This is a genomic window from Njordella aestuarii (genome assembly GCF_056494165.1).
On sequence record NZ_CM151397.1, the window covers coordinates 4,498,036 to 4,510,327 of the forward strand.

Sequence of the window (12,292 nt, forward strand, 5' to 3'; positions counted from 1 at the left end):
CTGGTCAAACTTGATAAATCATAGAAACGAACTGTTGGCTGACTGTCAATTTCAACCGTTCAACAGCAGTACAAGGATAGCTGCTATAAAAAGAGACTCCGTTGAATCTGTTCGTGCTGCTCTTATCGAAATTGTGAAGAGGTTATCAACCATGAAGTTCCGCTGTGCAACTGCATTTACTATAGCTCTTTTCGTTAGTAGTTTGTGCCACGGACAGCCAAGCAGTCCAGCGGTTGTTGACGATTTCGAACCAGCAGCGACCAATCAAGTCGGCAAGAAGTTTCCTCAAGTCAACTCCGAAGGTCGCGTCCGCGTCAGCTTCGCTGCTCCTGATGCCCAGAAAGTCCAGCTAGACTTGAATGGGCAAAAATACGACTTGGCAAAAGATGAAAGTGGCACTTGGACAGTGGAGACGCCACCGCAAGATGAGGGCTTTCACTACTATCAATTAAACATTGACGGTGCCTCCGTGCCAGATCCTGGCAGTCGATATTTCTACGGGTGGAGCCGCTGGGGCAGCGGAGTCGAAGTCCCCGCTCATGATCAAGATTTTTATGCACTTAAGGATGTCCCACACGGCCTGACCAGTGAGAATCTCTACTTTTCGAAAATAACCAACGGTTGGAGAAGATGCTTCGTCTACACACCGCCTGGATACTTTTCGAACACCGAATCGCGCTATCCTGTCCCCTACCTTCAACATGGCAGCGGAGAAGATGAAACTGGATGGGCAACACAAGGAAAGGCGAACCTCATACTCGACAATCTGATCGCCGCTAAGAATGCGGTACCGATGATTATCGTTATGGACAACGGATATGCAAACAAGCCATTGAACTCAAACGCATCTGGTGAGCGAGCTCGTCCGGCCTCTGCGTTTGAAGAAGTGATGGTTTCGGAGATCGTTCCCATGATAGACAGCAAGTTTCGCACGATTGCCGATCGTGATCATCGAGCGATTGCAGGACTGTCCATGGGCGCCAATCAAACAATGCGGATCGCGATCAACAACCTCGACATCTTTTCACACGTAGGCGGGTTCAGCGGAACGCCAAACTATCCAAGTAGCGACAAGATCGACGTGGCAAAGTTCCTCGACGGCAAATTTCAAAATGGCAAGGAGATCCAGGACCGACTCAAGCTCGTCTGGCTCAGCCTGGGCACCAAAGAGCCAGCACCGTTTCCAGGCTCAGTCGGGGCATTTCGGAAAATGCTTGAAGAGCAGGGAATTACGCACGCGTACTATGAGTCGCCGGAAACCGCACACGAGTGGCAAACTTGGCGAAGATCGCTCAAAGAATTCGCGACCTTGATTTTCCAAGAATAACCACGGGCATTTAAACACCTCCCACGTGAATTGTTTCGCGAAATCCTACGAGAAATTACGTCAGCGTAACAATTTACAGACTGCGGAATAAGTGGTCTGAATCGGCGAAGAGAAAATTTGCCAGGGCCGTTCCCAGACGCTTGAATGTTGTATACTAACGGCCTTAGCGATCTGCTAAGTGCCCGGGAACTCCCTTAAGCCTCCGCGCTTTCAGTCGCAACGACGTGCCCCAAAAAGATCGGGGCGGTTCAAAACCTAATCTTATCTCACAATCTGGAGATCACCATGACAAAAATCCGTGTCCTCTTTTCAGTCCTATTGGCATTGTTTTGCCAAATCACTTCGGCGCAAGAAGTCGTACCCGTCGATGACTGGAAGCCGGCGTCAACGAATCAGGATGGCAAAGAGTATCCGCAAGTCAACTCGGAAGGACGTATTAAATTTCAGGTTGTTGCGCCCGAGGCGACCAGCGTCTCTTGCAGCTTTCGTGACAGCAGCGAATTTGTTAAAGATGAAAACGGCGTCTGGACAGGCTACACTCGTCCGCTGGATGAAGGCTTTCATTACTACACGCTGAAAATTAGCGGCGCTGATGTACCAGACCCAAACAGCAAGTACTTTTTCGGTGCGATGCGTTGGGGCAGCGGCGTTGAAATTCCTGCCAAGGACAAAGACTTCTACGCAGTTAAAAATGTTCCTCACGGGCAACTTCGCGAAGTTCTCTTCTACTCACCTAGCACCGAGACGAACCGACGTGCGTTCATCTACACTCCACCAGGTTACGATGCTGACCAAGACAAGCGATATCCAGTTCTCTACCTCCAGCACGGTTGGGGCGAGAACGAATACGGCTGGGCTGTCCAAGGCCATGCTAGCTTGATCATGGATAACCTGATTGCGGAAGGAAAAACGAAGCCGTTTATTATCGCAATGACCTATGGAATGACTAACGATGTTCAGATGGGCGGTATGGCAAACTTTAATATCAGCCATTTCGAAAAGGTTCTCGTTGACGAACTAATTCCATACGTCGATTCCAACTTCCGCACGCTTTCGGACCAACCTAACCGCGCGATGGCCGGTCTTTCCATGGGCAGCATGGAAACTAAGACAATAACGCTGAAGCACTTGGATAAATTCTCGCACATCGGCCTGTTTAGCGGCGCGACGATCAGCACCGAAGATGTCAAAAATACCGAAGGCTTCAAAGAAAAAGTCAAACTTGTATTCGTTAGCTATGGCAGCAAAGAAGTTGGTGGAGGAGGGCGACCACGCCGAGGTGGCGATCCCGAAGCGACTACCAAAGCTTTGGAGGCAGAGGGCATCAACAGCCACTATTATCTATCACCAGAAACCGCGCATGAGTGGCAAAGCTGGAGAAGAAGTCTTCGCGAGTTCGCGCCAATGTTGTTTGCAAGCGAAGACAAGCTGAGCGGAGTTTGGAAGGCAGATTTTGAGACTCGCATGGGAATTCAAAACTACACCTTTAATTTTGAACGAGATGGACAAAATCTTACTGGCCGCGCGGCGGTCGTCGCAGGTGAAAGAAATCGCGACGTCGAATTGCAGGATGTAAAACTTGACGGAGAAAATCTCTCGTTTGTAGAATTGTTAAGCTTTGGTGATAACGAAATCCGCATCGAGTATAGCGGAAAAGTTTCTGGGGACTCAATTGCACTCACTCGTAAGGTGGGTGAATTTGCAACCACGGAAGTTGAAGTAAAACGCGAAAAAACCGCTCAACTAACCAGTGTTCCAGCCGAAAAGCCCACGGAAGCAACCAACGCGCAGCCTGCGAAAACAGCGTTGCAAATCCCAGCTCAACCTGACCCTAATTTTCACATCTATCTGTGCTTTGGCCAATCCAACATGGAAAGTGGCGGTCGTATGAATGACGCAGACCGCGATGTTGATGAGCGATTCTTCGTTATGGCAGACTTCGAAAATCCAAGTCGTGGTTGGGAGAAAAACAAGTTCTACCATGGTGTTCCGCCCTTGGCCGCAAAGGGCCGAGGTATCTGCATGGTTGATGGTTTCGGAAAAGCTCTGGTAAAGGGACTGCCCAGTGATACACGAGTCGGTGTAATCAAGGTTTCCGTACCTGGCTGCAAAATTGAATTGTTCCAGAAAGATGTTTTCCAGTCTTACATCACAAACGAAAGAGATTGGATGAAGAACCTTGTTAGGAACTACGGCGATAATCCTTATCAGTATCTCGTCGAAATGGCTAAAGAAGGCCAGAAGTATGGAGTTATCAAAGGCATCCTACTTCATCAAGGCGAATCAAACGCTGGTGACAAGGAATGGCCCAACAAGGTCAAGTCGGTCTATGACAACTTGATGGCCGACTTGAATCTGAAAGTCGAAGATGTTCCATTGCTTGCCGGTGAATTGGTACACGCAGATCAACAGGGGCAATGTGCTGGCTTCAACGAAATCTTAGCGGGGCTTCCTAAAGCGATCTCGAATGCTCACGTCATTTCCTCTGCAGGTTGCACGACGGACGACAAGTTGCACTTCAATTCCGAAGGGTCACGAGAGTTCGGTAAGCGATACGGTGAAATGATGCTTTCCTTAATCGCAAAAGAAACGACTGCCACGAAGTAGTTCTTTCTGCAGCAAACGGCAGTTATTGGCCCAAGCGAATAAAGATTTGCCGCAGTGAACATCCGCACTTGCGGCAATAGGACGGGTCATCTGGCCCGTTTCGCCCATTACAAAGATCGGGCAAGGAGACCCGTCTTACGTTCTCATGGTCAAAAATTAGATAATGACTAAGCTACTAGTCTGTGCCATTCAATTGATCTCAACAGTTTCCCGGCTGTGATTTTACAGTTCGATTATCTGCACCAACTTTCGGAGTCCTTGTATGAGAAGTTCTCTCTTTATGTTTTCGCTGGCTATGAGCTTATTTGCGCCGGAGCTTGTTCTATCGCAGCAGGCGAATGTTAATCTCGACTGGAACCCTCAAAAGAATACTGAAAATCTGACGCCTTTCAGCGCACCTCTTAACTCACCCGAAGTCCACGACGATGCCACAGTGACATTTCGAGTCAAAGCAGCGGGTGCGCAAACCGTCGAACTCAATGGCGCCATCTTGGCGGCATTCGGCAAAGGGTGGGGACAGACAATTCCATTTGAAAAAGGCGAGAACGACATCTGGACGTTAAAAATCGGCCCGGTTCGTCCCGACATGTACGCTTATCTGATCAGGATTGACGGTGTACAGGTTGCAGATCCCTCGAATACGATAGCCTCATTCACGGGAATGCCTCCCTATTCACAATTAGTTGTCCATGGGACTGAGCCGGCTTTTTACGATGTGAAGAATGTGCCGCACGGCGCGGTAACTCGTCATATTTACCACTCGGATGTCACCAATGGCGAGCGTGATATCTATGTTTACACTCCGCCGGGCTACGATCGCAATAAAACATATCCGGTATTGTACTTGTTAGGTGGCAGCGGAGAATTGCCGCACAACTGGATCTATGATGGTCGTGCTAATTTGATCTTGGACAATCTCTTAGCCGAGGGTCGTGCCAAACCGATGATCATTGCGATCCCTAACAACCAGGTACTCCACAGAAATCATCCCGAACATACGGCGAAAACATTTGAGCTGTTTGAGAGCGAGCTTCGTAAGCACGTTGTACCGTTGGTCGACGCCAACTACTCTACACAGCCTAATCCCCAAGGTCGCGCATTGGCCGGTCTGTCGATGGGTGGGCGACATACAATGTTTGCTGGCTTCAATTCGCTGGATCTGTTCGCTTCGTTCGGTGTACTGAGTGCTGGAGATTTGCAAGCAGAGGAGACTCTCAAGGAGTTTTTGAACACGCCGAACGTAAACGAAAAGATTGACTATCTGTTCGTCGGTCAAGGCAAACAAGAGGCAGAGAGCCGTTTTAATAGCCGCGTTCAAGGTTTGGTCGACGCACTAAAAGCGCACAATATTGACCACGAGTATTACGTTGGAGGTCATACTGCTCACGATTGGAGCACTTGGAGATATTTACTACACGATCGATTCTTACCTAATCTCTGGCAATCCTCAAGCAGTAGATAGACTGTGCATCTGTGAGGGAACAGATTCCCGAGCCAATGAGCTAGCTGAGCGTTGAGAAGCACCGATCACTTCTCCGAACCTTTGTTTTAGTTTGGATTATTTTGACTTCTGTCCATACGCTTCCAACGCTTTTCACTCTCTATTCAGTTGTTATAGCGGCCACAATTTCGTTCGCCGCATGTAACCTTCGTTTGTCAGTTAGCATTTTTGCATGGACGTTCGGAGTTGCTTTGCTTGCTTGGAGCGGAGGACTTCGTGATTTCTCATCCCTTCCACCTGCTGCCCCTGTCCTTTTTGCTTCCGGCTTTGTGCTTTCAGTATTGGTTGGACTCACCAGTGCCTCATCTTCGATGATCCAGCTCTCGCTAACCTTCTTGGTTGGCTTTCAGTCTTTCCGAATAATCGTTGAGCTTCTGATTCATCAAGCGGTCAGTGACGGAATTGCACCACCGCAAATGACATGGAGTGGACTGAATTTTGACATCGTCACAGGCGTTACAGCACTGATAATTGCACCATTTGCCGAGCGTCTTCCACGCAGCGCACTACTTGCATGGAATACGCTTGGTATAGCTCTTCTGATTTGGGTGGTCTCGGTCGCAACCCTCAGCTTTCCGACTCAGTTCCAGCTGCTTCGGCCGTCGAACGTTTGGATCGCAGAGTTCCCCTATGTCTGGCTGCCAACGATTCACGTTACAGCGGCTCTCTTGATGCATATCGTTCTTTATCGACGATTGCTGCAGCGAGCTTCTCTCTGAACTGTTTGCCGTCACAAGCGGATCGAAAAGATTTGCCTCGGCTTCGTTTTCTCTTGACTGGGGTTTGCGGGATGACGAGAATCGTCGCAACTATAAGATTTTCCGCTTAGCGTTTGGCTGTGATGTAAGAGCTTATTCGTGTGACGGAGCCTGGTTAATTCTTGTGGATCATCATTGGCCGTCCATTTCACTCGGGTCCGCATATTTGTAATTGATGTGTTGCCACTAGGAGCTACAACTTCCGCATGACGCCAAATGCTCTTATATTGATGTGCCTTGCGATTGGTGTGGTCGCGTTCTTGTACTCTTCGGTTGGCCACGCCGGTGCCTCCGGGTACATCGCAGTCATGACGCTGGCAGATTTCGAACCGCAAGTCATTAAACCGACTGCGTTAATGCTCAATATCCTCGTCGCAACCATTGCAACGTGGCAGTTCGCTCGCAAGGGCCATTTCACTTGGCGACTCTTTTGGCCATTTGCGTTGCTGGCTGTCCCAATGGCTTTTATCGGTGGTTACCTTAACCTACCAACCCCCGTATTCAAAGTCGTTATTGGAATTGTGCTCTTGATGTCAGCCGTTCGCTTTCTGATGCGCCCGAGCGACGATGCGGCGGCAGGTCTTCCAAAACTATATGTGTCTATCCCGACCGGGGCAGGCTTGGGTTTGCTATCCGGATTGACAGGAACTGGTGGTGGAATTTTTTTGACACCGTTACTGCTGCTCATGCGTTGGGCCACGATCAAGCAGGCTGCCGGAGTCTCCGCCCTTTTCATTCTTGCCAACTCGAGCGCGGGACTCTTGGGAAACTTCAGTAGTACAAAGCACTTTCCTGCGTTTGCGATTCCGCTAGCGATTGTTGCCGTGTGTGCAGGATCTACTGGTTCCTACTTCGGAAGCCACAGATTCCCGCATACAACGATCAAACGCATGCTCGCAATAGTTTTATTGATTGCCGGAACAAAACTGTTGATGACGGCGGCCGTTTAATAATCGAGCAATTCTGTTTGCAAGTAATTGAATCTAGGCGTTGCCGCTCCCCGGCTAACACAACGACGTTCAGCGGTCGTCGACCTTTAATGGCGTGAATCGAAAGCTGCGCAAGATCAGCTCTTGCGGTTGATTATCGCTGGGTGCTTTCGGCTTGTCGCTCTCGTCAAAGATCCACAGGTTCAGATGAACTTTCTCGTCTAAATCTTGTGGAACAACCGGCCCTGTGTAAGTGTACTTTGCCTCTTTGCCCCTTTCCGCAATACCTCGATCTTCGGTGATCGGGTTCTCGGGTGCACTTTGGCCAGCAACATGTCCATTGTAGCTTTCCCACTCAATCCGATCGGGAGACCAAGTAAATCGATGCGTTGTAAAGTCACCCTGTAGCGTTTGGTGAAACTGTACTCCTGGCGACTTAATATCGGGATCATGCGTTGTATAGAATAGATTTGCATCACCCCAGCAACCTGTGAATTCGATATCGATCTCGTGGGGTGTGTCAGGAATCGCGTCACCAACCTTTTTACCAATTTGCCGCGCGACATTTTCGGGACTGTTGTAAGTAAACAATCCACCGACCACGTTCTTTGCCAAGTTATCGTAACGCGAAGCCACCTCCCACTCATAGGTACCGTAGCCGAGCGAAGTAATCGTTGAAACTTCAGCACATGTCCATCGTCCCTTATTATCTTTGACAATTCGCAAATGCAAATTGCCGGCTTCATCGACGAAAACGTTGTCTTTGCCATCAGCAAAGATATTGGGCCCAGGCCCTTGCTCGGCTCCATTCGAAGTTCGAACTCTCCATTGGTAACCCGACCAATCGATTGCTTCCGATATTGCGGTCGAATCAAGACACACGACGATGGCGAGAGCGGTCGCTACTGCGCGGAACATTTGACGAACAGAACGACGTTGATTCAGCATGCGAGTTTTCACTTTTGGTGCCCCACTTGAGTTATGTGACGGAATCGATTGCACAATCCACGATTACTGGTGCTAGACTCTTAAGAATATTTTACGCCGGTAAAGCGGCCAAACCAACAGCCAAATCAAAGCAGTGAATGCGAGCGCATAACCAAGCGATGCTGCTTCGTTGGAAAACCCAATGGAAGTCAGCAAGTGCATGAAGGCTGGTGGGAACGTCCATCCGCCGATAGGCATGTGCAATAACTTCGACACGATTCCGTGCAAAGCATAGGCGAGGATCGCGTTCGTTCCGAAGACCTGAAATGGCACAGACCATTTCTGAAATCGCTGGATATCAACCAGCCAATACAGCAGCCCAAAAATCAAAGCAGCTAGACCTGATGTCAGCAGAACAAAAGAGCTGGACCAGAGATTCTTGTTCGCCGGAAAAAACCAGTCCCAAACATAACCTCCAACGAACATCGCAAAGCCAGCGACCATGAGCAGTAGCGCGCGACGATCTTCAGACTGAGTCGACTTGAACAGTTGAGCCAACAACACTCCGATCAATCCACTAGCTATGGCGGGCAGGGTACTCAGCAGGCCTTCCGGATCCCACGTCCTTTCCCACAAACGGCCAGGAATCCACCCGCGATCGGCCCACGCAGCGAGATTCGTGCCAGGCTGCAGGTTCGCTGCAATCGTTCCATTGTCATGAACGGTCAGTCCTTCAACTGCCACCATCGAACTCGATGCCTGCACTTCACCCGTTTCCAAAGCAGTCTTGATCGTGTCATCGATCGGCACTGGAACTAGCTGCATGATGACGCAATAACCTAAGAGCGACACGATACAGATACCGAGCTGTGTTCGCCAATTCGTGCAAAGATAGATTGCCGCACAGATGCCATAGACCACTGCAATTCGTTGCAAGACTCCCGGCCATCGAAGTTCCTGAAACTGAAAGTATGGAAACAACCACAGGATTAGTCCTAAACTAAAAACAAAAGCGACACGCCAAGAAATCTTTGCCGCAAGCTGCGAGAATTCGCTGCCAGCTTGCTTCCGCCTGGAGAGCGACCAAACAGTGGTAACGCCAACGATAAACAAGAAGAAGGGAAACACGAGATCGGTCGGCGTGAGTCCATTCCAAACTGCATGACGTAGCGGCGCGTACACATAGTCCCACGAGCCAGGATCGTTGACAACGATCATCCCGGCAATCGTGAGTCCACGAAAAACATCCAACGCCAAAACTCGGTCTGTCTTCGAATTCGGACCAAGCTGCTCGTTTTTTTCCATCGGCACTACTTTCGCTATTTATTCGCAACTATTTGTTATGCACTTGCCTTGTGAGCTTATTGACCAATGCTGCTGTAGCGACGGCAGACGCCAAAGCAATAATTCCGATCCATGTGGCTTGTAAATAATGGCCGAAAATGAGATTCCCAACTAGTGGGAGAACCGAATACACCATTGTCGCAGCACACAGAGCAGCGATAACCGATATGCCCAGATCGCGGTCCACAATAACATCTGGATTTCGCGAAGCAATCGGTTTCCAACCATAACCTCCTGGCCGAACCAGTCTGTAGAACTTGTCCAGGTGCTCCGGCGCATCACCGCGTGTTAGAAAGGTAACGACAAGCCACAGTGCGATCGTGAGAATTGCTACTACGAACATCTTCTCTTCTGCCCTCAATGGCTCGATACCCGTTTTTCCAACAACGTCGTCGATCACGATGAAGAAGAAAAGCGATCCAAACATCGAAGAAATCTCGCTCCATGCATTAATACGCCACCAAAACCAGCGCAACATAAACACCGCACCGGTCCCGGCGCCCAAGGCCAACAGCAATTGCCAAGCAGCATCGACCGAAGTCCCAAACATCAGCACGGCAGCGATCGCTCCGGCAATCAATACGATTAGCGAAGCCCATCGTGAAGCTCGATTTAACTGCCGGTCATTCGCCTCCGGGAATATGAAGCGCTGATACACATCACGAACCAAATATGATGCCCCCCAGTTTATTTGTGTGCTGAGCGTCGACATGAAAGCTGCAAAGAAAGTTACGGTAAGTAAACCTCGAAGTCCAGGCGGGCTAAGATCGCGGATCACGCGAGGGAATCCAACTCCCGAATCAAAGGCAGGATCTGCAAGTTCATTTTGACGAAGCTCGGGATACATTACCAAGGCGACGAGAGCTACAACGAGCCATGGCCACGGACGCAAGCAGTAGTGGGCGACTTGAAACCACAAGGTAGCGAGCAACGAATGCCGTTCGTCCTTGCATGCGGCCATGCGTTGCACAATATAACCACCGCCTCCAGGTTCTGCGCCTGGATACCAAGTAGCCCACCATTGCACCAATAACAAAAGCAAGAACACGTGTACTGGCAGCCACGCATTATCTGCGCTAAACTCAGGCAGAAATCGGAGCGCGGCTTGCCCTTGCGCGCTGTAACTCTCGATAACTCGAGCTTCCAACTGCGCTGCGCCTCCTACATGTTGAAGCGCCACCCATGCCAAAGCGATGCAACCGAACATCGCCATGCAAAACTGAAACGCATCGGCTACTGCAACTCCCCACATTCCCGAGATGGTCGTATAAACGCCGACCATTGCCAGGACACCAAAAATTAAAACCCAGGGCCGAGCGTCCAGTGCACCGTCGCCGAATATCGCTTGTTCGACTCGCGTAGCGGCCACGTTATAAAGAATCGTTTCGTTCATCACCGTGAACATCGCCGACGTAACCCAGCCGACGATGATCGGATTGACAATCAATGCGATATAGATTGCGCGAGAGCCACGTAGTATTGCAGCAGGCTTACCAGAGTATCGTAGCTCGACCAATTCCACATCGGTCATTACACCAGCTCGTCGCCATAGCCGTGCGTACACGAATACCGTAATCATTCCGCCAAGGGCAAAGGACCACCAGACCCAGTTCCCACCTAGACCGTACTGAATGGTCAACCCCGTGACGGCGAGCGGTGTATCGGCGGCGAACGTCGTCGCCACCATCGACGTCCCAGCGATCCACCAAGGCATCGAACGTCCAGACACAAAAAACTCAGCGATGTTCTTGCTAGCGCGACCCTTGAACCAAACACCTATCCCAACAGTGATCGCAAAGTACGTAACGATGATGACGTAATCGATCCAAGTTAAAATCATAAACTCACATAACCTTGAACTTTCGGCCAGCTGCAATTTCGAACATCGCACGCGACTTCCCCGACAATCATGTTGAAGCTCAAAGCATCATGAAAATCGCAAATTTTGAATCTACCACGCGTCCATATCCGCGAAAACCAGCCATACTAGAACTAGCCTTACTGTTGATCGAAAAAAAGGTGTTGCAAAGTGCATCATATGCCTGCCTTTTACAATTCGTAGTATCGCGGTTCAATCACCATGATTTTTTGATCTGATCATCAATGGCACTTCCGAGCTTATCATTATCAGTCTGTTTTCCGAAATGATCTCTGCTTCCAAACGATTGATTCTCTTCTCAGGGCTCGGGGCAGACGCCAATGTCTTCGTTCCGCAGAAGATTGCATTCCCGCAACTGCATGTCCCGGCTTGGCTAACACCGCAACATAACGAAAGTTTGAACTCGTATTGTGAACGTCTTTCGAGCATGCTGCAGACGGATAGCGACACTGTCATCGGCGGTGCATCCTTTGGCGGCATCATCGCGCTCCACATCGCACAGCGGATCCCAGCATCCGCAGTCCTACTTATCGGCAGCGTAAAATCTCCGCACGAACTGCCACGTTGGATAAAACTGCTTCGCCCAATGAAGCCATTAGTCCAATTCCTGCCGCTGCGTTTACTTCAGTTGTTATGTGTGCCGTTGACGTCGAAAGTTATGCGAGGCATCCTCCCGACAATTAGTGGCCTCGCGAAACAGTTCTCCAATTCCCATCCTACGATTATCAAATGGTCGCTAGAGAGGATTTTGGATTGGTCGCAAGCGCCCGAAGTTCCGTCAAAAATTTATCACATCCATGGAGCAAAAGACATAATTCTTCCGGCACGGTTCACGAGTGCAGATAAACTCATCGTCGGTGGCGGACACTTAATCTCTCTTACGCATCCAGAGGCAGTCAATCAGTTTATAACGTCTATTTTGGAACAGCCAAGATCGATCCCAGACAGTGGAGTAATTCAACCTTAAGCTTAGTCTGTCCCAAAACCACAATGCCCCAAGCAGACTCTACCAGCAGATGA

The 12,292-nt window shown here is 49.7% G+C and carries 9 protein-coding genes; 6 read left to right on the forward strand and 3 right to left on the reverse strand.

Annotation, left to right across the window (positions count from 1 at the left end; translation table 11 throughout):
• Positions 1-151: 151 nt before the first annotated feature.
• From SH451x_RS17830 to SH451x_RS17850, 5 genes are all read left to right on the forward strand, one after another.
• A complete protein-coding gene (locus SH451x_RS17830) occupies positions 152-1,327 on the forward strand; it encodes an alpha/beta hydrolase-fold protein (protein WP_479358354.1) in 1,176 nt (391 codons plus the stop codon).
• A 285-nt stretch (positions 1,328-1,612) separates the two neighbouring features.
• A complete protein-coding gene (locus tag SH451x_RS17835) occupies positions 1,613-3,934 on the forward strand; it encodes a sialate O-acetylesterase (protein WP_479358355.1) in 2,322 nt (773 codons plus the stop codon).
• 262 nt (positions 3,935-4,196) lie between these two features.
• A complete protein-coding gene (locus SH451x_RS17840) occupies positions 4,197-5,396 on the forward strand; it encodes an esterase (protein ID WP_479358356.1) in 1,200 nt (399 codons plus the stop codon).
• Positions 5,397-5,497: 101 nt separating this feature from the next.
• The gene (locus SH451x_RS17845; RefSeq protein WP_479358357.1) at positions 5,498-6,154 is read left to right on the forward strand and encodes a hypothetical protein; all 657 of its coding nucleotides are present in this window, start codon (positions 5,498-5,500) and stop codon (positions 6,152-6,154) included.
• 245 nt (positions 6,155-6,399) lie between these two features.
• Positions 6,400-7,143: a sulfite exporter TauE/SafE family protein gene (locus SH451x_RS17850; RefSeq protein WP_479358359.1), complete on the forward strand. Its 744-nt coding sequence runs from the start codon at positions 6,400-6,402 to the stop codon at positions 7,141-7,143.
• A 69-nt stretch (positions 7,144-7,212) separates the two neighbouring features.
• Here SH451x_RS17850 and SH451x_RS17855 read toward each other — a convergent pair whose 3' ends face one another.
• The 3 genes from SH451x_RS17855 to SH451x_RS17865 all read right to left on the reverse strand — a co-directional run bounded on the left by SH451x_RS17855 (position 7,213) and on the right by SH451x_RS17865 (position 11,233).
• Positions 7,213-8,070 carry a glycoside hydrolase family 16 protein gene (locus SH451x_RS17855; protein ID WP_479358361.1) on the reverse strand — a complete coding sequence of 286 codons (858 nt, stop codon included), beginning with the start codon at positions 8,068-8,070 and terminating at the stop codon, positions 7,213-7,215.
• A gap of 72 nt (positions 8,071-8,142) precedes the next feature.
• Positions 8,143-9,354, reverse strand: coding sequence for an acyltransferase family protein (locus tag SH451x_RS17860; RefSeq protein ID WP_479358362.1), 1,212 nt, complete (start codon positions 9,352-9,354; stop codon positions 8,143-8,145).
• A 28-nt stretch (positions 9,355-9,382) separates the two neighbouring features.
• Complete coding sequence (locus SH451x_RS17865; RefSeq protein WP_479358363.1) at positions 9,383-11,233, reverse strand: sodium:solute symporter family protein; 1,851 nt, start codon at positions 11,231-11,233, stop codon at positions 9,383-9,385.
• 304 nt (positions 11,234-11,537) lie between these two features.
• Between SH451x_RS17865 and SH451x_RS17870 the strand changes: the two genes are divergently transcribed.
• A complete protein-coding gene (locus tag SH451x_RS17870) occupies positions 11,538-12,239 on the forward strand; it encodes an alpha/beta fold hydrolase (protein WP_479358364.1) in 702 nt (233 codons plus the stop codon).
• Positions 12,240-12,292: the final 53 nt, after the last annotated feature.

Bases quoted from the DNA above. Each gene is read 5' to 3' on its own strand.
- SH451x_RS17830 (WP_479358354.1), top strand. From the start codon at position 152: ATGAAGTTCCGCTGTGCAACTGCATTTACTATAGCTCTTTTCGTTAGT.
- SH451x_RS17835 (WP_479358355.1), top strand. From the start codon at position 1,613: ATGACAAAAATCCGTGTCCTCTTTTCAGTCCTATTGGCATTGTTTTGC.
- SH451x_RS17840 (WP_479358356.1), top strand. From the start codon at position 4,197: ATGAGAAGTTCTCTCTTTATGTTTTCGCTGGCTATGAGCTTATTTGCG.
- SH451x_RS17850 (WP_479358359.1), top strand. From the start codon at position 6,400: ATGACGCCAAATGCTCTTATATTGATGTGCCTTGCGATTGGTGTGGTC.
- SH451x_RS17855 (WP_479358361.1), bottom strand. From the start codon at position 8,070: ATGCTGAATCAACGTCGTTCTGTTCGTCAAATGTTCCGCGCAGTAGCG.
- SH451x_RS17860 (WP_479358362.1), bottom strand. From the start codon at position 9,354: ATGGAAAAAAACGAGCAGCTTGGTCCGAATTCGAAGACAGACCGAGTT.
- SH451x_RS17865 (WP_479358363.1), bottom strand. From the start codon at position 11,233: ATGATTTTAACTTGGATCGATTACGTCATCATCGTTACGTACTTTGCG.
- SH451x_RS17870 (WP_479358364.1), top strand. From the start codon at position 11,538: ATGATCTCTGCTTCCAAACGATTGATTCTCTTCTCAGGGCTCGGGGCA.